The sequence below is a fragment of the Sinosporangium album genome (assembly GCF_900100605.1).
GTDB lineage: Bacteria > Actinomycetota > Actinomycetes > Streptosporangiales > Streptosporangiaceae > Sinosporangium > Sinosporangium album.
Genome location: NZ_FNCN01000007.1, coordinates 191,453 through 211,711, shown reverse-complemented (window position 1 = coordinate 211,711; position 20,259 = coordinate 191,453). Strand labels below are relative to the sequence as shown.

Sequence of the window (20,259 nt, the reverse complement as noted above, 5' to 3'; positions counted from 1 at the left end):
GTCAACTCAAACCCATCTGGAGGCCGGCGGACGGCGGGGACCGGAGAGGCGGACGCCAGGCGTCGATCACCCGCGCAGCGCTCAGTCTCAGGTGACCCGGCAAGGAAAATCCCTAGTGTCGGATCAGCCCGGCCTGTCGACCCCCGTGGGGACTCGCGAGGGTCTGCTACCAGCGCGTCCCGACGACCTCGGCGCCGTAGTCGCGCGCCAGCCGTACCTGGGCGAGGTCGGACTCGACCATCATCTGGATCAGCTCGGCGAACCCGACCTCGGGCTCCCAGCCGAGCGCCTCGCGCGCCGCCGCCGAGTCGGCGCACAGCGTCTCCACCTCCGCCGGCCGCACCAGGCCCGGGTCGACGACGACGTGGTCCTCCCACCGAAGACCCACATACTCGAACGCGACCCGCGCCACGTCGCGCACCGAGTGCATACGGCCGGTGCCCACCACGTAGTCGGCCGGCTCGTCCTGCTGGAGCATCAGATGCATCGCCCGCACGTAGTCGCCGGCGAAACCCCAGTCGCGCACCGCGTCGAGATTGCCCAGGCGCAGCGTGTCCTGCCTCCCGAGTTTGATCCCGGCGGCGGCCAGCGTGATCTTCCTGGTGACGAACTCCGCGCCGCGCCGCGGCGACTCGTGGTTGAACAGGATTCCCGACACGCCGTACATGCCGTAGGACTCGCGGTAGTTGCAGGTGATGTAGTGCCCGAAGGTCTTGGCCACGCCGTAGGGGCTGCGCGGGTGGAAGGGCGTCGACTCGCGCTGCGGCGACTCGGCCACCATGCCGAACATCTCCGACGACGACGCCTGGTAGAACCGTATCCCGCCGCCCGACGGCGGCCGGGCCGGCCCGCTCACCCTGCGGATCGCCTCCAGCACCCGCAGCACCCCGGTGCCGTTGACCTCGGTGACCAGCTCCGCCTGCCGCCACGACATCGGCACGAACGAGATCGCCCCCAGGTTGTAGACCTCGTCGGGCTGCACCATGTCCACGGCCGACACCAGGCTGCCCTGGTCCATCAGGTCGCCGTCCACGAACTCGAGGTCGGGGATCAGCCCGCCGATGCGGGCCTTGCGGGGGTTGGCCTGCCCCCTCGCAAGGCCCCACACCCGGTACCCCAGGGAGATCAGATACTCGGCCAGGTACGACCCGTCCTGGCCGGTCACCCCGATGATCAGCGCACGCTTGGACATCCTCATCCCTTTCGCCACCGCGGACACGGACCGCCGGACGGTCCAGACCCCCGCGGGCGCCTCCCGGCCGCCGCCCGCGGCACAGTCAGCGAAGCAGCAACGGGCTAAGGAATTTTCGAGACTTCCCCGGGGCGACCGGGGGCGGGCCCCCGGTGCCGGGTCAGGGGACGCCGAGCAGGCGCAGCACCGCCGTGGTGGTGGCGGCGGCGATCACGACCACGGGGAACGGCGCCCGCCGTACGGCGAGGACCCCGGCGACCAGCACCCCGGCGGGCCGCGCCCATCCGGCGAAGGCGTGGCCCTGCGTCAGCGCCGCCGTACACACCAGGGCGAACAGCAGCACCACGGCGCTCACCGACAGCACCCGCCGCACCTGCTCGGGGATCGTGATCCGGCCCGCGAGCAGCGGCCCGGCCAGGCGGAACGCGTAGGTGCCCGCGGCGAGCAGCACGATGGCGAGAACGGGCATCAGCTCACCTTCCAGTCGGGATCGATCTGGGCGCCGGCCACCTGCGGCCGGCGCAGCAGCGCGACCAGGCCCACCAGCGCCAGCAGCACGGGAAGCCCGGCGGGCAGGAACATCGCCGCAGCCAGCGCGACGGCCGCCCCCAGCAGCGCGGAGTCGCGGACGCCCCGGTCGGTGAGCGCCGGCAGCGTCAGCGCCAGCAGGACCGCGGGGAACGCCGCGTCCAGCCCGAGGACGTTGGTGTCGCCCACCATGCCGCCTGCGAGCGCTCCCACGACGACGGCGACGTTCCAGAGGACGAACAGCATGATCGCGCAGACCCAGTACGCCGCGCGGCGCTGCCGCGGGTCGCTGTGGCGCAGCGCGAACGCCACGGCCTCGTCGGTCATCAGGTGCGCGCCGATCAGCCGCGTCCACCACCGGCGGCCCACCACGTCGGCCACGGCGAAGCCGAACGGCAGGAGCCGCGCGTTGAGCAGCAGCCCGGTGGCGACGGCGGCGACCGGGCCGCCCCCGGCGAGGACCACGCCGAGGGCGGCGAACTGGGCGCCGCCCGCGAAGACCAGCAGCGACATCACGATCGGCACCCACGGCGACAGACCGCCGGACACGGCGATCGCGCCGAAGGAGACCGCGACGACCGCGTCGGCGAGGCACACGAGAACGATGTCGCGAAGCGTGTCGCGATCAACAGTTCGCCATAACGAACGCATACCTAATAGAATGGACATAGCTGATGCCGTTCGTCAACTCAAACAATGGACGTCTGGAGCGAACGAATATGACCCCACCGGGCAAAGCCCCGCAGTCCCGGCGTACGGCTGCCGCCGATCCGCCGGCCGACACGGGGCCCCGCCGTACGGCCACCGCCGGGAACGGCGGCACGCCCGCACCCCACGGGATGGCCGCCGTCGACCCCGTGGCCGTGGTCGCCCTCTCCATCCGCCGCGAACGCACCCGCACCGGACTGTCCCTCACCGAACTCGCCAAAAGGGCCGGGATCGCCAAATCCACCCTGTCCCAGCTGGAGTCGGGCACCGGCAACCCCAGCATCGAAACCCTGTGGGCCCTCGCCGTCGCCCTCGGCGTCCCCTTCAGCCGCCTCGTCGACCCGCCCCGCCCCGACGTGCTCGTCGTCCGCGTCGGCGAAGGCACCGCCACCTACTCCGAACAGGCGAACTACGCCGTCACCCTCCTGGCCTCCAGCGCACCGGGCACCCGCCAGGACATCTACCGCATCGTCGCCCAGCCGGGCGAACGCCACACGTCCGCCCCCCACATGCCCGGCACTACCGAACACGTCGTCATCTCCTCCGGCCGGGCGCTCCTCGGCCCCACCGGTGCCCCCGTCGAACTCGGCCCCGGAGACTACGCCGTCTACCCGGGCGACGCCCCCCACGCCTTCGAAGCCCTCGAACCCGACACGGTCGCCGTACTGATCAGCGAGTACCTCTGACCCGCCCCCTATAACGCCGGCATAACCCCTATGAGGTGACGGCCGGGTTATGGGGGTTTTGCTGAGCTTCCTCCGCTGCCGTCGGGAGATACCCGACGGCGGATCGGGGGAAATCCATGCCGCTGCTGTCCGTTCGCCACCACCCATCCGCGCCGCCGGCAGCGGACGCGAGGGCACGACCCCCGGCCGGGCGGTGGATCGGGTGGCTGCTCGCCGGCGGGTGGGCCGCGCAGTTCGCGCTCCGGCTCTGGCTGTACCGCTACCACTCCGGGCCGGTGGCCAACCCCGACGAGGTCGGATACCTGCTCGCGGCCCGCCTGCTGGCCGGCGGGCCCGGCGGCGACTACAGCGGCTCGACCTTCTACCAGGGCGGCTACGCCCTGCTGCTCGTCCCCGCCTTCTGGCTCACCTCCGACCCGGAGACGGCCTACCGGCTGGTCGCCGGCACCGGCGCGGCCGTGGCCGCCGCCACGTTCCCGCTCGCCTATGCGGCGCTGCGCCGCCTCGGCACAGCCGTACGGCCGGCGCTGCTCCTGGCCTTCGCGGCGGGGGCGTCGCCGTCGCTGCTGGTGTTCTCGGGGCTGGCGCTGGCCGACGCCGTACTGCCCACGCTGCTGCTCGGGTGGCTGCTCGCCGTCCACGACACGGTGAGCCGGGGCTCGGCGCGGGCGGCGGCCCTGGGCGGGGTGCTGGCGGGTTTCGCGACATCGGTGCACATGCGGGGATACGTCATCTTCGGCGTGTGGGTGGTGGCGGTGGCGCTTCTGGCGTTCAGGAGGCGGATTGCGCCGAAGGCGGCGCTCGCGGGGGCCGCCGCCGGCGGCACGACCGCCCTGGCCGGCGCGGTCCTCAACGCCGAGCTGGCCGCCGCCCTCTACCCCGGCGGCGCCCGCGACCTGTCGGGCCTGCTCGTCGACCGCCTCACCAGCCTCGACGGGCAGGCCTGGGCCCTGGCCGGCGCCGCCGGCCAGATCTGGTACCTCGCCGTCGCCACCTGGGGCCTCGCCGGAGTCGGCCTCATCGCCGCCGCGGCCACCGCCCTGCGGCGCTCCGCCCCGCACGCCCACCGCGTGGCGGCAGCCGTACTGCTCGCCACCACCCTGGGCATCGCCTACGCCTCCTCGGCCGCACTGCCCGACGAACACCGCGTCGGCAACTACGCCTACGGCCGCTACCTCGCCTGCGTCGCCCTCGCCTGGACCATCGCCGGCCTCGCCGCCCTCCTCCGCACCCGCCGCACCGCCGCCCCCGGGCCGACCGGGCCGCTTGCCGCCGTGCCGGAGGAAGCCGCCTTTCCCCGCGTCCGGCGAACCGCCCTCCTGGGACGGCCCGGGTGGCTAGCCGTCATACCGGGAGGCAGGCGGCGGGCCACCGTACTCGGGCTCGCCCTAGGCGCCGCGGCCACGGCCGCGGCGGCCGGAGGCGCCGCCGCCCTCTACGCGGGGGACCGCCTGCGCCGCTACACCTTCATCGCCTTCGACTTCCCCGAGGTGATCTTCCTCAGCGGGGTCCACGACAGACTCGACATGGCCGCGGCCTCATGGACCGCGGCGGCCCTGCTCGCCTGCCTGGCCGCCGCCGCACTCACCCCCCGCCGGACCCGGTGGCCCCTGGCCGCCGCCGTCCTGGTGGCGGCCAATGCGGCCTTCGCCGTACACATCGCCCCCAAACCCCCGCCGCCCGCCGACCCCGCATGGTGGCCCCAGCCACCCCCGGGCCGCGTCGCCGTCGACAACCGGGTCGACTGGCGGATCTGGGTTCAGCTCACGCACCGCGTGTGGTGGACCGAGCTGGAGCTGTTCAACGGCGACAAGCAGGCCGTGCCGAACGGCGTGTGCAGCGTCCTCCTCCCCCCGTCGGCACCCCCGCCCCCCACCTGGCGCCCCGCCGGCTCCCGCCCCGACTGGGCCCTGTGGACCTCACCCCACTGCACCCCGGGACCCTAGGGCAGACGGGCAGACTGATCGCCGAGCACCGAGTCGCGCATGCCGTCAGCGACGCTGGCGGACCATCCCCGCGTGCGCGGGGAGCACAGTCGGCGCCCGATCTCGATATGTGCCATGCCGGGACCATTCCTGGCAGTACTCGGGGCGGTGGAGTTTGAGGCCTTGCATGGCCATCGTGCGCATCACGAACCCGTCGTGTCCCGTGATGCCGGACTCGGTGGCAAGAGCGTAGGCCTGGAGGTAGTACCGCTGCGCAAGCCCTTGCTGGCCCTTTTCCACCCCAGCAGGTGAGCGCTGCGGCCGACTGCGGACAGCATCTGGCGGCGGACCTCCTCGGTGCGAAAACGGCGTCCCGTCCGGATGGTGAGCGCCGACGCACGCGTCGGCGGCTCAGGACGGTCCTGACCCGGGTGGGCGCCACCGGTCCAGCAGGTCTGCGCAGGCGTGCGGCCACCACGGCGGCGTCGTGGCGAGGTCGACCGGGTGGAAGGGAATCGGCCCGGCGGTGTGGATGCGCTCGCCGTGGGCTTGAAGGTGCTCCAGGAGGCGGGCGGCCTCGGTGCGGATCGCCGGGCTGATCTCGCGCCAGGTGCCGGCGGTGTGTCAGGTGATGCGCCGCCGCAGGTCTTGTTCGACGCCGCGCCTCCATTTGAAGTGGTGGACGGGGATGGGCGGGGTGTTGACCGGCTTACGGCCGGGGCTGCGGTGCGAGCCGAGTGCGAGTTCGACGCGAGAGCCGGCCAGGACGACCTTGCGCGCGGGTCACCGCCCAGCAACAGGCCGGTGAGAAACCCGCCGAGGGGAAAGGCGGCGTCCAGACCGACCGCGGGCCAGGTGTGGGATGCCGAGGTCGCTGAGCAGGAGAGCCGCCAGATTGAGGGCTTCGGCGGCGCGGAGGACGCCGTCGGGCCCGTTCTGCCGAGCTTGCCCGGCTCGGGATTCGATCTGGCTGATTCGGGTGGAGAGCGGCCGGGAGATGACCTGGGACCGCGCGACCAGCGGGAAGCGGCGCGCGGCCAGGTCAGTGAGGCGCTGCGGTGCGGTTCGGGTGTCCATGCGCGGCACCTCCATGGGCGAGGTTGCTACCAGGCGATCGTCAGGCGGGTGTCGGGCCGCTCGATGCGGGTCCCGGCCTTGAGTCGGTCGTCGGGGGTGTCCGCCCGGTGGGCGGTGATGACCGGTCGGGCGGGCCGGGTGTGGTTCCACTCATGTAGGAGTTCGATGAAGCGATCGGTGAGGCTGCGGCTGCCGGGGCCGTGGGCGGTGATGCCGAGTTCTCTGGAGGCCGGCCCGTGCGGGCGTGCGGCGATGTAGGCGAGGGTGGCGCCGTCGTAGAGCCCGGCACCCGCCCAGCGCAGTGCCGGATCGGCGATACCGGCGCGGCGGGCGGGCGCTCCGGCCGACAGTCGGCTGAAGCCGGTGCTGTGGGTAGCGAGCCACAGATCGAGGTGCTCGACGGGCTCGAAGTCGGTGACGTTGATCCCGGTCCACCGGGCCTCGCCGGGGTGGGTGAGCACCCGCGCGAGCGCGCCTTGGTCGGCTTCGTCGGCGGCGTCGATGTTGAGGGTGACGTGCTCGGCGAGCGTGATCGAGGTGGTGGCCTGGGCGGCTGCTCCGCGCATGGGGACGAAGCCGCAGACGCGGGTGTGGCTGCAGGTGAGGTGACCTGACGGCTGGAGGTCGAAGGCGATGGAGCGGGTCAGGCCGCTGCCGTGGAGACGGAGCGGGATGACGATCCTGCCGCCGGTGGCGAGCTGGTCCCACCAGGGAGCGGAGATGTCCCAAGCGCCAGCCGTGACAATGATCCGGTCGTAGGGGGCAGCCGCCGTCCAACCGGCGGCGCCGTCGCCGCACATGGCGGTGACAGTGGTGTAGCCAGTCTTGGCAAGGGCGGCGGCAGCCCCGGCGGCAAGGTCCTGGTCGATCTCGATCGTGGTGACACGGCCCTGGGTGCCGCTGAGCTCGGCTAAAATGGCGGCATTGATGCCCGTGGCCGCGCCGATCTCCAGGATGCGATGGCCTGGACGGACGTCCAGATCTTCGGCCATCGTCGCGACGAGGTTGGGGTCGGACGCCGACGACAGGGCAGTGCCGTCGCCGGCCCGTTTGGTCACCACCGGCCCGGGCCTGTACGCCTCGGCAAGCTCGACGGCGCCGAGGAAGACTTCGCGGGGCACGGTCCGGAACGCCCGCTCCACGGCTGCGGTGCGGAACGTACCGCGACCGAGAATCTTGTCGGCGAGCTCATCGCGGAGCTCGGCGGGACTGGGGTCAGGAGTGGTGGTGTCGGTGGTCACCGCGACGACATTACTCATCGGCCCGACCGCATGCCCGCTGTTCGCGGCGGAAGAATCGATCAGGCCGGGACAGAACACGGCATGGGCGGCTGCGGCAACGAGAGCCCCTTGGACCGGCTCGGGAAGACCCAGGCGGTTCCAGGCGTACAGGGCGTGGTGGGCGAGCACGGCGTTCAGACCACGTGTGCAAACACCGAGCCGATCGAGGTCGAAATGCCGCTGTCCGGCGTGCTCATAAGCGGCGAACCATGAAGCCGGGACGCCGATCTTGGCGGGTGTGGACTCTGTATCGCCGATCAGGAGCTGCTGCACGGTCGCGATGTCGTCGTGGGCCAAGGGTGAGGACGGGATGGTGCGCTCCTGCGTGAGGAGTCTCCACACTTCCCCTTGGTCGTACCAGTCCCGGTGGGCACCGCGGAGCATCGCTGCGATCAGGAGAAGGGCGAGTTCCCGCTTGTGGCCGCCGCCGATGGTGAGGTGGCCGAGAACCTGTCGGCTGTCCGCGTGGAACAGTGTGTGAGCGGAGTCGAGCGAAGCCTGCCCGCCGAAGGCCCCGATGAGCGGCTCGTAGATCGTGTGAGCCCACCGGGTGCACAGCCCCTCAGTGGCGGCGGCGTCAAGGATCCGGCTGATCGCTGCTGCGGCATCAACCTCGCGGATAGGGGCCGGAAGGTATCGGATACGCCATTCCGCGCCCTTGCGAGTGAACCACCACATGGTGATCACTCCGGCGGTTTCCAGGTTCACCAGCTGTGGGCCGAAGGCGTGAACGGCAGCGTGTTCGGCGGCTTGCCAGCTCTCGTGCCAAACACTGGCTTCACGCCACTCGCTCGAATCGACGACCTCTTGGGGGCGGATCATGTGGGGTCTACTCCAGTAAGCAGTAGGAAGCTCGTCCAAGCGGCGAGCGTGCCGGTGGCGATGCTGTGCAGGACGAGCGCGAGACCGGCGGCTCCATCGATCAACCCGGGCTTGTCCAGCGGGGGATGACTAGAACCGATGAGACCCTCGATGAGACGTGGTAGCCGCCGGGCTAGGGCGGGTGCGGAGGCGTCGGCGGCGGTCGTCCAAACGGTGGCGATCAGCCCGGCCCAACCGTGGCACAACGCCAGATTGCCCAGGCGGGACAGCTGGGATCGGTCGGTGACGCAAGCGAGAAGTGCTCGCTCCGCGCGGTGCTGGCGCTCGGCATCATTGAGAGCCAGGGCGGCGAGCTGTAGTGCGCGGGAAATTCCAGGGGTTCCGTAGCACCAAGATGGCCGGGCAGGGCCCTTCTGGTGCGGTTGTGCCTGGTCAAGGTCGGTGAGGGTGAGCCGTTCCGGCCACCACGGTCCGGCTTCGCCGGTCTGCTGCCAGCGCTCCAGCCAGTCCCTGATCGTCATGATCGCTTCGGCCTGGCCGGGGACGATGATCCCAGCGCGGAAGGTCAAGGAGAGCAAGGCGAGTGGGCCGGCGATGCCGTGGGCCATGCCCTGGTCGGAGTGACCGTCGGCGAAGTCTACGGCAGGACGGCCTTCGGGCAGGTGGCTGGTCCACCAGCCTGGTGCCCTCGTTCCGGCGGAGTCTTCGGCGGGAACTGGAGTGGTCAGGCGGATGAGGTAGCCGAGCACTTCACGAAGGTGCGGGCCCGTGGGGTCGCGGCGCAGGAAGTAGACACCCAGACCAGTGAGTCCCCGGACGAGGTCGAACTCCCCAGGCGAGGGTCTGCGGCCCGCTGCCATGCGTTCGTCGGCTCGTTTGATCTGGCGATCCGTCATCGCCGAGATGACGCCGTCGAGCCGGTTGAGATGGTGATCGGCATCGCCGGGTCGGACGGCGGTATGGAGGGCGAAGGCGACGGCGGGAGCCCCATGCCAGAGACCGGCGCCGCCCGCTGCGGCGATCGGTTCTCGGACGGCTGCGGTGAACCAGTCGGCCGCGCGTGTCCAGGCGCCATGACCGTCAAGGGCACGGACGCCGTGCAGGACCGCGATTCCAGCGTGCCCGCAGGACAGGGACTGGCCGTCCCAGCGTGTGCTGTCAGGCCCGTCACCAGCCTCGGCCGGGTGCGATGGCGGGACGGCCAGCGCATCGGCGAGGCGCGAGGCGAGGACGCCCGCAGCCTGCTGATCGACTTCAAAGGGAAGGACGAGGTCTGGCAGGTGCTTCATGGGTGGACCTCTCGGTGGCGTGAGGTCCAGGCCAGTGCGATGGCACGGGCGAGCCGGTGACAGGTTCGTTCGCTCGCGGGGTCGATCCCGATGAAGCGGATGTGGTGCATGTGCAGCAGCGACCGGATTGTTCCTGCCGCTTCCGACTGTCTGTCGGCCAGGTAGCGGCTGTAGTCGGCTGCCGCATCCGCGCGCCTGGCCCAGGTATCGGCGATGACCGTGCCGCCGCGCAGATCAATGATCGCGCCGGGTTCGGCGAGTTGGACGGCCTGGCGGACGATGTCTCGATCTGGTCGGTCACCAGCCCCGAGATCACCGTAGTTGATCAGCCATTCCATCCCGGCCGTGCGACCACCGCTCAAGCCCCCGACGAGATCGGCCATGCCTGCCGCGATGAGGGACAGCGCGTGCACATTCCGGCCTTGTTGCAAGGTTGCCAGCTGGGCGAGGACGGCCATGGAGTCCGCGGCAAAAAGCCTCTCTGCTGCAACTTGGGCCTCACCGTCGCCGTAGCGGGCTACTTCGGGAAGATGGGTGTCGAAGACGAGGCTTCTGATGAGTCCTTGGTTGCGCAGGTCCGTTGCCCACGCGCTGACCTTTGTGAAGGCGTCGGCTTGGTCTCCTGCGTGGAGGCGGAGCCGTAGATGGGGGTGAGGGTCCCGGTAGCGGACGAACCACCAGGACGGCGGCGTAAGCCATTGATGCAGCAGTTCAGGGAGATGCTGGACGAGGATCGTGTCGAAGACGCTGGGATCGGTGTAGAGCTTCGCCAGAAGGATATGCCCGCTCCCAGGCAGGAGACCGTGACCCCGCCTGATGATCACAGGCCCCGCGGATCGAGCCGTGGCCCTGGGCGCGGGACCTGCTGGTCGGGTGGATGCGACCGGGATGACGAGTTCGTGGGCGCGGCCGTCGAACCAGCCGTGGTCAGCGGGGGTCGAGCCTTCGGCCACCACGGTCGTATGCCCGGTTGCCCCGGCACGGTCCAAGCAGTCGCGGAGGATCGCCAGATCCATTGGCTCATCGAGGTTCAGGCGGAACCGGAGGTCGGAGTCGCCGATGCTGACCGTGTCTGGAAGCCGGAGACGATGGCGCAGCGTCTCGAACTCCTTGCGCCATTGGGCGTCCGAGAGATCGGGGCGGGGTAGGGCGGCGGGTGAGATCGACCAGCGTGCCGTGCTCAGTATGGTCCGGCCGTACGTGATGCGCGGCAGGAATGGCAGACATCGGGCTGCTCCCCACGCGAACGGTGACGAGGAGGCGATGCGGGCACGGGAGATCTCGAACAGGAACCGGGCCATCGACGGCATGACGTGACGGGCGGCGGCGTTGGCGAGCATCGGCTCGACCACCCTGCCCTGCGACAGCGAGATGAGGTACATGCCGCGACTGTCGGCTGTGACCGCCAGATCCTCCAGCGGGAACCGGGCGGTTGCCCCCATGCGATGCTCCGCCAGGGTGACCAGGGACGGGAGCAGTTGCGGGGCGCGAGCGACGTTCTCCAGGTGCGCGTGGACCGGCGGGAACGAAAGCTGGGCCGCAACCGCGCCCTCGACCACGGTCGGCAATCCGGTGTAGACGGTTCGGCGATGCCGCTGGTCTGCTTCGGGTAAGAGGTCGATGAACCGGCCGGATAGAGCCGTACCGGTGCGGGCCACCCCGGAGATGACAAGCCGGAAATCCCCGCTGCGGACAGCTGTCGTGTCCGGCGCCCACAGTTGGGTGAACAACTCAAGGTGCGGAGGGATACGCAGGCTCACGGCGTCGTCGTGGAGCCCGTCGATGAATGCGTCATCGAGTTCGACCTCGCGGGCTCCGTCCAGACCGGCCTGCTGGGCGAGAGCGAGAAGCCGCGCGTCGCGGGCGGTCAGCTCCCTGGGCAGGTCGACAGCGGGAGCAGCGAAGTGGTCGGGGTAGCCGAGTCCCGTAACAGGGTCGACCAGCTCCGTGACCGGGACGATAGCGTTCACTCCGAACCGTGAGAGGAACGCGTCGTGGTAGACCCGCCAGCCGGGGTCGCCGCTGGGATGGGGAGTCAGCCTGGCCAGGGCAGAGGCAGCCGCCGCAGCTTCGTCGGCGATCTGCAGCGGCAGAACGACGGTGGCTCCGACCCGAAGATCGACCGTGACGGGATGCTCGACGGCGGCCAGCTCCCGCATCCGCACGCCGGTCTCGATGCGTCCCTCGGCGAGCTGGGCGGCGATCTGCTCCAGGTCGCAAAGCAGCGGTTGAAGATCCGGGATGCTGACTGCGTCGGCCTCAGCCAGGCGGTCACGGAGGTGAGCGAGGCAGTCACGGCACGTCGAAGGAGGCCGGAGGCTCGTGATGAGAACACCCGCGGCGATGAGATGGCGAAGCAGCTCTTCGACGGCATCAGAGGGAGCGTTCAGCTCGGCGCTGATCTTGCCGGTGAGGTCATCGGTGGTGAGGTGCGTGTGGGCGTGGTCGATGACGAGCCGGACCGCAGAAGTGATCGACGGCGAGATCTCGCCTGCCGGGGGCCGTGCCGGATCGGTGGCGTGCGGCTGCCACGGGATGACCAGACGACCTGCGCGTTCGAAAGCCAGGTCGTTCAAGACGAGTGGAAGTCGGCGCGCAAGCTCCGGATGGGTTTCCAGCTCGCTGATGACTGCGGAGAGCCAGACCGAGTGCGCTCGGGTACGGATCCAGTGCCGATCGGGCTCCCACCGGGCGATCGGGTCTTGGTCCCACCGCAACGAGGTCACTCCCGCGAACAGCCCGAACGGCGTGGAGCGGCCTCGCATCCGCAGCAGGTAGCAGGCAAGCGCCAACAGAGCGCGCCGACTCTGAGCTCTCGGAGGACGCCCTCCAGCGCAGATGCCGTCGATTCGATCCGCCAGGCTCGGGCTGGCAATCCTGACCGCGTCGGCGATCTGCGTGTCGGACCAAACCTTGGCGATCCACTGGCACATCTCCTCGCGGCTGGCGTCCTGGTCGACATTCGGCCACGGCGAAGGCGGGACAAAAGCGTCGGCAACGGTCGCCGCGCGGAGCATGGCCGCATCCACAGGCGCATACCACCGATGGGAGGGCATTGCTGACTCCTTGGGCACTACGAAGGTCCGGCTGGGTGAAGGCGAGCGGTGACCCCCAGGGAGGGGCGGGGGTCACCGCCGGCGGGGACGGATCAGCAGTCGCCGTTCGCGAGCGTGTCACACCCGTTGTCGGTGGAGCATCTGCGCGACAGGGTCGCCGGTCCGGCCTCCACGACCGTGATGTCGAGCCCTGCGAGTAGCGAGCCGGGCTCCGCGACGTCCTGGGCAGCAGACTGGACGGTCATGGGAGAGCCTCCTCAAGTCGGATAAGCGATGTCTTCACCCAACCCCGTTCAACGACGGCGTGAAATTCCCACTTACTCACAACCGGGTTGTGGTCGGGCCACAACCCGGTTGGGCCTTGCTTGTCAGGACATCGGTGTTACCGTGCGCTCGTGGACCTCCAGGGACGCGAGACGATCACCACCGAATTGCGCGCCAGAGCCGCGAAGGAAAGCTGGAGCCCGTGGCAGCTTGTGCAGGCCGTTCACCAGGAAGCAGCCACCCCCACCCTGCTGATGGCCTGGCGCCTGGCATCCGGGCAGGTCCAGACGGACGTGATCGCAGGAGTGCGCGGCCTGGCAACCGACGAAGGCCACCCCTGCACGGACGGCGCACCATCGGTCCAGAACTACTCCAAGTGGGAGAATGGTCACGGCGGTCCAGGGACCTTCTACCGGCGCTACCTCGCCCTGTGGTTCCGCTGTCCCCTGGAACGACTCGGACTGGCGGAACCGGAACCGATCGCTACTCTGGTAGGGCATGCTCAGGTTCCGGTAGTGCTGACCGACCCGGAGGACCCCTTGGAGCGCCGACAGTTCCTCTCCCTCGCCGCCGCCACACCGCTGATCAGCCTGGAAGACACCCGGTCACGGATGGAGACCGGGCTCCGGCGAGTCCTCCCAGCGGCCGACCTCGAACACTGGGCGGACGTCGCAGCCGGACACGTCGCCGCCTATGGCACGAGGCCGCCCGGACTTCTGCTCACCAAGCTCCGCCCTGACTTGGACGAAATCGCCGCACTCGCCGAACGCTATCCCCACCAGACCGACCTTCATCTGATCGCCTCCCGGCTCTGCGGCCTGGTCGGAGCGCTCTACACCGATCTGGACTTCGAGAGAGAAGCCCGCGACTGGCTTCACACCGCCGGCCGATACGCCCATCTGTCCGGAGACAGCACACAGCGATACTGGATCGCCATGGCCCAAGCCATGACCGCCTTCTACGGATCCGCCCCGGCGCGCGTCATAGCCATCACCGACCGTGCGCGCGCGACCCTGGGCCGGACGCCGAGCGCACCCGCCGCCCAACTCGCCGGGCTCGCCGCCCGAGCCCACGCGCACCTCGGTGCCGGTGACCGAGCCGTCGCCGAACTCGACACCGCCCAGACCATCTTCGGGAAGCTGACTCCCGGCCAGACCGATGAGCCGTTCTTCGGGTTCCCCAAGGCCGAAATGACCATGTACAGCTCGCAGGTCCTCAGCCGGACGGGCGACGCACGCGCTTGGGACGAGCAGGACAGGGCGCTGGCCGCCTATCCCGACGACGACCCCATGGACCGGCCCCTCATTCTGCTTGACCGGGCCCGCTACGTTGCCGGTCAGGGAGACTCCGACCAGGCCGCCAAGATCGCTAGCGATGCGATCACGGCACTTCCAGCCGACTTGCGCGTTCCGTTGCTGGTCGGCCAAACCCGGCAGGTCGCGGCGCTCATCGCCCGACGCTCACCGCACGCCGCAACGGATCTCAACGATGCAGTCCTCGCCTCCTGACGGGAGGATGGTAGCGACGTACAGGTTGGCGCGGGCTCATCGGGCACGGGCGGGACCGCTCCGTAAGACATCAGTCGGCTGATCGCAGCTCGCCGGACGATGACAGTCGCGGCGTCCACGAAGCTGTTGCGCTTGCCGAGCTGCTCGGGTGAATGGGCTGGGCTGCCGATCTCTGAGATAGGCAGCGCCTACAATCATGGCCGGTTCACCGCCACGCCCGAGACCAGGGGCCCGCCCGGACCGCGACATCGGCCGGCAGATGCAACTCGCCGAACACCCGCTGGCGGCCTTCCGCGCCCTGCCTCCCGCGGCACGCGTGTGGTGGACCGAGCTGGAGCGGTTCAACGGCGACAAGCAGGCTGTGCCGTACGGCGTGTGCAGCGTCCTCCTCCCCCCGTCGGCATCCCCGCCCCCCACCTGGCGCCCCGCCGGCTCCCGCCCCGACTGGGCCCTGTGGACCTCCCCCCACTGCGCCCCATCGAAGGCCGACCGGCGGACTAGTCGCTGATCACTGTGTCGCGCGCGGCCACCCATCGCAGCGAGTCGCGGATGCCGTCGGCGATGCTGAGCTGAGGTTTCCAGCCGAGGATCTCCTGGGCGAGGCTGCTGCGCGTGTAGGCCCCGGCGACGTCGCCCGGGCGCCGACCGGTCTCGACGACGGGCAGCTCCTCGCCGGTGACCGCGTTGAAGGCCGCGACAAGCTCCCGGACAGTGGTCCCCTGCCCGGTGCCGAGGTTGACGACGCGGTACGGCTCCCCGCCCGTGACGTCGTCGAACCGCTCCACGGCCCTCAGATGCGCCGCGGCCAGATCCCACACGTGGACGTAATCGCGGATGCCCGAGCCGTCGCGGGTCGGCCAGTCGACACCCGTGACGGCGAACACCTCCGCGCCGTCCGCCCGGTGCACGTCGATCATCCTGCCCAGGGCGTGCGTCGGCCGGCGCACCTGAAGCCCGGTGCGAAGCTCCGGGTCGGCACCGATCGGGTTGAAGTACCGCAGAGACACCACCCGCAGCACACTGGAGGCCGCGACATCGCGCAGGAACGTCTCGAAAAGGGACTTGGTGCGGGCGTAAGGGCTGAGCGCCTCGATCTCGGAGCTCTCATCGACGGAGAAATCAGCGGGATCGGCCTGGTAAATCGAGGCCGACGAGCTGAACAGCAGCCGCGAACAGCCGTTGCGGACCACGTGGCCGACGAAGTCAATGCCCTTGGCGACATTCTCCCGGTAATAGCCCAGCGGGTCGGCAACGGAATCGGGAACGACGATCAGCGCGGCGCAGTGGATGACCGCGTAAATGTCCGGGTGGTCGGCGAAAACGCGGTCGACCAGCGCCCCGTCAGCGATATCGCCCTCGTAGAAGACCCTGCCCGCGGTGAACTCCCTGCGCCCCGTGACAAGGCTGTCCAGGATCACAGGCTCAATGCCGTTGTCGGCGCACGCCGAGGCGATCGTGCTGCCGATGAACCCCGCCCCACCTGCGATAAGGACCTTCACGCGCTTCCTCCCTGGACCATCTCGGGAACAGCTCTCGGATGGACACGCCGCGAGCGTGCCCGCCGCCCAACGCTATCCGTGTTCCACGAACCTCGGAGCTCAGCAGAACAGAATCCGAGTCAGCTCACTTGACATCCTCCCCTCCCTGAAGGGAGGGGATTCCAACCGTCACCGGTCGGCCTTCCTGCTTCACCGCCAGCCGCCCGCCAGGAGGAATCCCCCTTTGAGGTCTTACACCGGCTCCACAGGCGTTTCGCCTCTCCGCCAGCCCGGCGGCGAGGATGTTCTTCGCGGCGTTGACATCCCGGTCGTGGACCGCCCCGCACGGGCACTCCCACATCCGGACACCCAGCGGCATCGACCCCTGCAGCGCCCCGCACTCCGAGCACAGCTTCGAGCTGGGGAACCACCGGTCGACCGCGACCAGTTCCCGGCCGTACCAGGCGGCCTTGTACTCCAGCATCGTCCGCAGCTCCCGCCAGGACGCATCGCTGACGGCGCGGGCCAGGGAGTGGTTGCGGACCATGTTGCGGACGGTCAGGTCCTCCACGGCGATCACTTGGTTTTCGCGAACAAGCCGTGTGGTGACCTTGTGCAGGTGGTCCCTTCTGCGGTCGGTGATGCGGGCGTGGATACGCGCCGCCTTGAGCCGGGCCCTGGCCCGGTTGTTCGACCCTTTCTCCTTGCGGGCGAGCGCCCGCTGCGCCTTGGCCAGCTTGCGGCGGTCGGCCCGCTCGTGACGCGGGTTGACGATCTTCTCGCCGGTGGAGAGGGTGGCCAGGGCGGTGATGCCCGCGTCCACGCCCACCGACGCCTCGACCGGGGGCAGAGGGGCGATCTCCTCCTCCACCAGGATGGACACGAACCACCGCCCGGCCGCGTCCCTGGACACGGTGACCGTGGACGGCTCGGCACCCTCCGGCAGCGGGCGCGACCACACGATGTCCAGCGGGCCGTCCATCTTCGCCAGCGTCAGCGTGCCGTTGCGCCACCGGAACGCCGAGCGGGTGTACTCCGCCGACGCCCGCGACCTCTTCCTGCTCTTGAACACCGGATACTTCGCCCGCCTGGCGAAGAAGTTCGCGAACCCGGCCTGCAGATGGCGCAGCGCCTGCTGCAGCGGAACCGACGACACCTCGAACAGGAAATCGTAGTCGCCGCTCCGCTTCCACGCGGTCAGCGCGGCCGACGACTCCACGAAGGAGACGCGGCGGCCTTCCAGCCTGTAGGCGCGGGTCCGCTCCTCCAAGGCCTTGTTGTAGACGAGGCGGACGCAGCCGAACGTCCGGGCGAGCTCTGCGGCCTGTCCGGGGGTCGGGTGGAAGCGGTACTTGTAGGCCCGCTTCACGGTCTGCGCCATGGCTCACATCGTACATGTGTTCGTACGGCGTTTCGCCTGCCGGCGAAACGCCTGCCCCTGCCCTGCTCCGCAGGGGATCCGATTCCTCCCCCGCCTGAAGGCGGGGGTTTCCTCGGAGGTTCCTGATGAACATCGGCCGACGCCGCCGCTCAGAAAATGACGTGATCTCCAGACTCGGCGACGGGTACCGTGCGGAGCACTGCCGCACGGTCAGCGTGCGCCGAACACCGCGGAGATGCCTGGAACGATGGCGGACCTATTCGAACTGCGCATGGGCCTATACGGGGCCGAAGCGGCGACGGAAGAGCTCACGGATAAGGCGAGATCGCTCCTGGACGAGCACTCCCGGAGAGCGCCCATAGTCAGAGCGTGGGCGCTCTCCTCAATCCCGGGCGACCAGCCGACCGAACCGGGCAGCGAAGAAGAGCTGACGGTGTCCGAGCTGTATGAGGAGCTACCTGAACAGTGGCGTTTGGAGCACCCTGGCGCCGAGCCCGGCGACCGACGCGTGATCGAACTGCGCATCGGCGTATACGGAGACGGCCTACGGGAGCTGCTGGACGAGCTGAGCAGGCTTGCCTGCCCCGAGCCGGAGCATTCGAGCGCCTGCCCCGTGCCGTGGTCAACCAATTTCACGCTGCCATTTGATGATCACTATCGGGCGTATCTGGAAGCCCATTACGGGCACCTTCGCCGCATCATGGACACGTGATCGGCTAAGCGCGGCGGCGGGCCGTCATCCGTCCCCGCGGCGTGATTGATTCCTCCTCCCTCGGCGTGCTGCTCCACCACGCCATCGCCAACGCACGGCACTATGATCAAGGAGAGCCGGGAACCCCCTCCCCGGCAGCACTTCCGCCTCTAAGCTCAGTCGGCATACGCGTCAGGCCATGACCTATCTACGCACGACGACTTCATGCGCTGGAGGTAGGTGTCCGACGTATCCAGAGTTGGGAGCATGGTGAACAGTGATGCCGTTGCCGCTTGGAATTCCGAGCGGCCGTTCCGCTTGATCGTGACGGGAGGCGGGACAGGCGGCCACACGTACCCCGCGCTCACAGCGATCCGCACGCTGAAGGCCAGACTCGCGGCCACCGGCGGGACGTTGCAGGCACTGTGGGTCGGAACCGCCGACAGCTTGGAGGCCCGTGTCGCCGGCAGCGAGGGCATCGACTTCGCCGCCGTCGCCACCGGAAAGATCCGACGCTCCGCGAACCCGCTGAAGATGATCTCGCCGGAGAACATCAAGGACATGGGCAACGTACCGCGCGGCGTTGGCCAAGCCCGCAGGCTCGTCGCCGACTTCCGCCCCGATGTCGTGCTGGCCACGGGCGGTTACGTCGCTGTCCCCGTGGGGGTGGCGGCGTGGATGTGCCGTCGCCCCTTGGTGGTCCACGAGCAGACGGTCCGGTTGGGGCTGGCCAACCGGCTCCTGGCCCGAACCGCGACGCGCATCGCTGTATCGTCGGCTTCGACCTGCATGACACGGGCGCGGCCGTAGCCTTGCTGGGCAAGGTCACCGCAGACGCTGTGCGGGAGGCCGTGGGGCCGCTTCTGATGGACCCCCGTCGGCGTACGGCCGTCGCCGAGCAGGCCCGTGCGCATGGTCGGCCGGACGCGGCCGACAGGCTGGTGGACGTGATCCTGTCCGCTGCGTCCGGCTGACGCACACAATCAGCCTGGCCGCGACGACCGCCTCATCGCACATCACGATGCGGCCGGTCGCGGTATTGAAATGCACAGTAACCAGCCGGATCGGCAGGTTGAGCAGATTGAGGAGCGTACGGACACGGCGCTGCTGAACCTCGTAGTAGTCCTCAAGCACGTTGAGGTGCGCGGTCACCGGCCCTGCATTGGCCAGTACATCGTTTACCAGGCTGGTGATGTGGGGGTGGGGTCGGTGTGGGTCGGTGACATCGCGGAACATGGCGTAGTACGCCTGCAACTTCTCGACCTTGACGTCATGCGGCTGGTCGCTGGACAGCGATAAGGACACGAAGAGATCGCCACCGGCATCATGCTCCGACGAGCCATCGAGCGAAGCGACTGGTCACGCCCCTGGCTCCACCCCTCATATCACGCACATGTGCGCGACCTGATTCCCAAGGTCGGCACGATCTGAACGACGAGATCGTTCAGGAAAACCGACGAAGCACACCGCAGCGCCGGACCTGTCTACCGCACACAGTTCCTGGGCCACGACCGGGCGCTGGCCAACACGCTGGACGTAACCCATCTCCGCATCATTAGCTCCAGGTTCAGGGGCGATCCCCACGGGGCAAACGACGCCGTGCGGTACGGGCCCGACCTCCGCCTGCGCCGTACGGCCCCGGCCTCGGAAGGGCTTCCGGGGATGCATGAGCGCCGGGGCCGATCGTCGGACCTCGTGTGGGTGTCGGGGTGGCAAGGGCTGGTGAGCGGTATAGGCTGCGGGGCCGTGAGTGGATCGATGGTGTTTGTGAAGGATGTGGAGGTCGCGGCGCGGGTGAGCCGCATCGGCGGCCTGCCGCTGGCGCCGGAGGGGTTCTCCTGGCCGCGCTGCTCCAGGTGCGGCGGGCCGCTGCGGTTTCTGCTGCAGCTGCTGGCGGACGACCTCGGCGGCGACCACTCCGAGTCCCTGCGGGCCGGAGCCCTTCTGTCGTTCTTCATGTGCGACAACGAGCCCGGTCAGTGCGAGGCTTGGAATCCCGAAGCCGGCGGGAACCGCGCCTACCTGTTCGCCGCGGGCTCCACGGCGGCGGCGGCCTCTCCCGGAGAGGCGTTCGTTCTCCCGCAGTGCTTCGAGATCGGCATCTGCGAGGTGGAGCCGGAGACGGCCGAGGAGGTCGCCGAGTTCAAGGTGGTCGGCTGGCTGGGCGGCGAAGCGGAGTGGTGGGAGACCGACATGACGCCCGCGTGTTCCACCTGCGGTGTGCCCATGGGCTTCGTCGCGCAGATGAGGGAAGGCTACAGCCGGAACTGGCTGATGAACTTCGGCGGCGGAGAGGCGTTCGTCTTCGCCTGCCCTCCCTGTGATGCGGCATCCGTCGTCCTGCAGGGCTGACAACCCCCGTCGCGGCAGGTAG

Annotated in this window: 17 protein-coding genes and 1 pseudogene; 8 read left to right on the top strand and 10 right to left on the bottom strand. The window is 69.5% G+C overall.

What is annotated here, in order from left to right; all coding sequences use genetic code 11:
* Positions 1-166: 166 nt before the first annotated feature.
* The 3 genes from BLQ73_RS09955 to BLQ73_RS09945 form a co-directional block, all read right to left on the bottom strand.
* The gene (locus BLQ73_RS09955; RefSeq protein WP_093170091.1) at positions 167-1,192 is read right to left on the bottom strand and encodes a GDP-mannose 4,6-dehydratase; all 1,026 of its coding nucleotides are present in this window, start codon (positions 1,190-1,192) and stop codon (positions 167-169) included.
* A gap of 160 nt (positions 1,193-1,352) precedes the next feature.
* Positions 1,353-1,661 (bottom strand): AzlD domain-containing protein, encoded by a 309-nt coding sequence (locus BLQ73_RS09950; RefSeq protein WP_093170090.1) that lies wholly within the window; start codon positions 1,659-1,661, stop codon positions 1,353-1,355.
* Positions 1,661-2,371 (bottom strand): AzlC family ABC transporter permease, encoded by a 711-nt coding sequence (locus BLQ73_RS09945; protein WP_093170089.1) that lies wholly within the window; start codon positions 2,369-2,371, stop codon positions 1,661-1,663. The genes BLQ73_RS09950 and BLQ73_RS09945 overlap by 1 nt, the downstream gene beginning before the upstream one ends.
* 68 nt (positions 2,372-2,439) lie before the next feature.
* Between BLQ73_RS09945 and BLQ73_RS09940 the strand changes: the two genes are divergently transcribed.
* The gene (locus BLQ73_RS09940; RefSeq protein WP_245690953.1) at positions 2,440-3,114 is read left to right on the top strand and encodes a helix-turn-helix domain-containing protein; all 675 of its coding nucleotides are present in this window, start codon (positions 2,440-2,442) and stop codon (positions 3,112-3,114) included.
* Between the two features lie 116 nt (positions 3,115-3,230).
* On the top strand, positions 3,231-5,060 hold the full coding sequence (locus BLQ73_RS09935; RefSeq protein ID WP_093170087.1) for a hypothetical protein: 1,830 nt from the start codon (positions 3,231-3,233) through the stop codon (positions 5,058-5,060).
* Between the two features lie 762 nt (positions 5,061-5,822).
* Here BLQ73_RS09935 and BLQ73_RS31095 read toward each other — a convergent pair.
* From BLQ73_RS31095 to BLQ73_RS32190, 5 genes are all read right to left on the bottom strand, one after another.
* Complete coding sequence (locus tag BLQ73_RS31095; RefSeq protein ID WP_143020193.1) at positions 5,823-6,116, bottom strand: hypothetical protein; 294 nt, start codon at positions 6,114-6,116, stop codon at positions 5,823-5,825.
* A gap of 26 nt (positions 6,117-6,142) precedes the next feature.
* On the bottom strand, positions 6,143-8,218 hold the full coding sequence (fxlM, locus tag BLQ73_RS09925) for a methyltransferase, FxLD system (protein WP_093170086.1): 2,076 nt from the start codon (positions 8,216-8,218) through the stop codon (positions 6,143-6,145).
* Complete coding sequence (locus BLQ73_RS09920; protein WP_093170085.1) at positions 8,215-9,507, bottom strand: lanthionine synthetase C family protein; 1,293 nt, start codon at positions 9,505-9,507, stop codon at positions 8,215-8,217. The genes fxlM and BLQ73_RS09920 overlap by 4 nt, the downstream gene beginning before the upstream one ends.
* On the bottom strand, positions 9,504-12,563 hold the full coding sequence (locus BLQ73_RS09915) for a lantibiotic dehydratase (RefSeq protein WP_093170084.1): 3,060 nt from the start codon (positions 12,561-12,563) through the stop codon (positions 9,504-9,506). The genes BLQ73_RS09920 and BLQ73_RS09915 overlap by 4 nt, the downstream gene beginning before the upstream one ends.
* A 92-nt stretch (positions 12,564-12,655) precedes the next feature.
* Positions 12,656-12,808 carry a hypothetical protein gene (locus BLQ73_RS32190; protein WP_176955349.1) on the bottom strand — a complete coding sequence of 51 codons (153 nt, stop codon included), beginning with the start codon at positions 12,806-12,808 and terminating at the stop codon, positions 12,656-12,658.
* A gap of 150 nt (positions 12,809-12,958) precedes the next feature.
* On the opposite strand from BLQ73_RS32190, the gene BLQ73_RS09910 reads away from it, so the two are divergent.
* Together BLQ73_RS09910 and BLQ73_RS31090 are read left to right on the top strand one after the other, a co-directional pair.
* On the top strand, positions 12,959-14,335 hold the full coding sequence (locus BLQ73_RS09910; RefSeq protein WP_093170083.1) for an NsdA family TPR-like regulatory protein: 1,377 nt from the start codon (positions 12,959-12,961) through the stop codon (positions 14,333-14,335).
* A gap of 196 nt (positions 14,336-14,531) precedes the next feature.
* Positions 14,532-14,843 carry a hypothetical protein gene (locus BLQ73_RS31090; RefSeq protein ID WP_143020192.1) on the top strand — a complete coding sequence of 104 codons (312 nt, stop codon included), beginning with the start codon at positions 14,532-14,534 and terminating at the stop codon, positions 14,841-14,843.
* Here the strand turns inward: BLQ73_RS31090 and galE are convergent.
* Both galE and BLQ73_RS09900 read right to left on the bottom strand, forming a co-directional pair.
* Positions 14,833-15,834 carry a UDP-glucose 4-epimerase GalE gene (gene galE / locus BLQ73_RS09905; RefSeq protein WP_093170082.1) on the bottom strand — a complete coding sequence of 334 codons (1,002 nt, stop codon included), beginning with the start codon at positions 15,832-15,834 and terminating at the stop codon, positions 14,833-14,835. The two genes, BLQ73_RS31090 and galE, sit on opposite strands and share 11 nt — an antisense overlap.
* A gap of 124 nt (positions 15,835-15,958) precedes the next feature.
* Positions 15,959-17,194: an RNA-guided endonuclease InsQ/TnpB family protein gene (locus BLQ73_RS09900; RefSeq protein WP_093170081.1), complete on the bottom strand. Its 1,236-nt coding sequence runs from the start codon at positions 17,192-17,194 to the stop codon at positions 15,959-15,961.
* Positions 17,195-17,441: 247 nt separating this feature from the next.
* Here BLQ73_RS09900 and BLQ73_RS09895 point away from each other — a divergent pair, with 247 nt between their 5' ends.
* The 4 genes and pseudogenes from BLQ73_RS09895 to BLQ73_RS09880 all read left to right on the top strand — a co-directional run bounded on the left by BLQ73_RS09895 (position 17,442) and on the right by BLQ73_RS09880 (position 20,237).
* Positions 17,442-17,906: a hypothetical protein gene (locus tag BLQ73_RS09895; RefSeq protein ID WP_093170080.1), complete on the top strand. Its 465-nt coding sequence runs from the start codon at positions 17,442-17,444 to the stop codon at positions 17,904-17,906.
* Positions 17,907-18,152: 246 nt separating this feature from the next.
* Positions 18,153-18,671 (top strand): annotated as a pseudogene (locus BLQ73_RS09890) (UDP-N-acetylglucosamine--N-acetylmuramyl-(pentapeptide) pyrophosphoryl-undecaprenol N-acetylglucosamine transferase); the annotation flags it as partial.
* Positions 18,672-18,929: 258 nt separating this feature from the next.
* Positions 18,930-19,184, top strand: a complete 255-nt coding sequence (locus tag BLQ73_RS09885; RefSeq protein ID WP_093170079.1) for a hypothetical protein — start codon at positions 18,930-18,932, stop codon at positions 19,182-19,184.
* A gap of 447 nt (positions 19,185-19,631) precedes the next feature.
* Entirely contained in the window at positions 19,632-20,237 is a 606-nt protein-coding gene (locus tag BLQ73_RS09880; protein WP_176955348.1) for a DUF1963 domain-containing protein, read from the top strand.
* Positions 20,238-20,259: the final 22 nt, after the last annotated feature.

Coding starts and splice junctions, on each gene's coding strand:
- BLQ73_RS09955 (WP_093170091.1), bottom strand. CDS start 1,192: ATGTCCAAGCGTGCGCTGATCATCGGGGTGACCGGCCAGGACGGGTCG.
- BLQ73_RS09950 (WP_093170090.1), bottom strand. CDS start 1,661: ATGCCCGTTCTCGCCATCGTGCTGCTCGCCGCGGGCACCTACGCGTTC.
- BLQ73_RS09945 (WP_093170089.1), bottom strand. CDS start 2,371: ATGCGTTCGTTATGGCGAACTGTTGATCGCGACACGCTTCGCGACATC.
- BLQ73_RS09940 (WP_245690953.1), top strand. CDS start 2,440: ATGACCCCACCGGGCAAAGCCCCGCAGTCCCGGCGTACGGCTGCCGCC.
- BLQ73_RS09935 (WP_093170087.1), top strand. CDS start 3,231: ATGCCGCTGCTGTCCGTTCGCCACCACCCATCCGCGCCGCCGGCAGCG.
- BLQ73_RS31095 (WP_143020193.1), bottom strand. CDS start 6,116: ATGGACACCCGAACCGCACCGCAGCGCCTCACTGACCTGGCCGCGCGC.
- fxlM (WP_093170086.1), bottom strand. CDS start 8,218: ATGATCCGCCCCCAAGAGGTCGTCGATTCGAGCGAGTGGCGTGAAGCC.
- BLQ73_RS09920 (WP_093170085.1), bottom strand. CDS start 9,507: ATGAAGCACCTGCCAGACCTCGTCCTTCCCTTTGAAGTCGATCAGCAG.
- BLQ73_RS09915 (WP_093170084.1), bottom strand. CDS start 12,563: ATGCCCTCCCATCGGTGGTATGCGCCTGTGGATGCGGCCATGCTCCGC.
- BLQ73_RS32190 (WP_176955349.1), bottom strand. CDS start 12,808: ATGACCGTCCAGTCTGCTGCCCAGGACGTCGCGGAGCCCGGCTCGCTA.
- BLQ73_RS31090 (WP_143020192.1), top strand. CDS start 14,532: ATGGCCGGTTCACCGCCACGCCCGAGACCAGGGGCCCGCCCGGACCGC.
- BLQ73_RS09900 (WP_093170081.1), bottom strand. CDS start 17,194: ATGGCGCAGACCGTGAAGCGGGCCTACAAGTACCGCTTCCACCCGACC.
- BLQ73_RS09895 (WP_093170080.1), top strand. CDS start 17,442: ATGGCGGACCTATTCGAACTGCGCATGGGCCTATACGGGGCCGAAGCG.
- BLQ73_RS09885 (WP_093170079.1), top strand. CDS start 18,930: ATGCACAGTAACCAGCCGGATCGGCAGGTTGAGCAGATTGAGGAGCGT.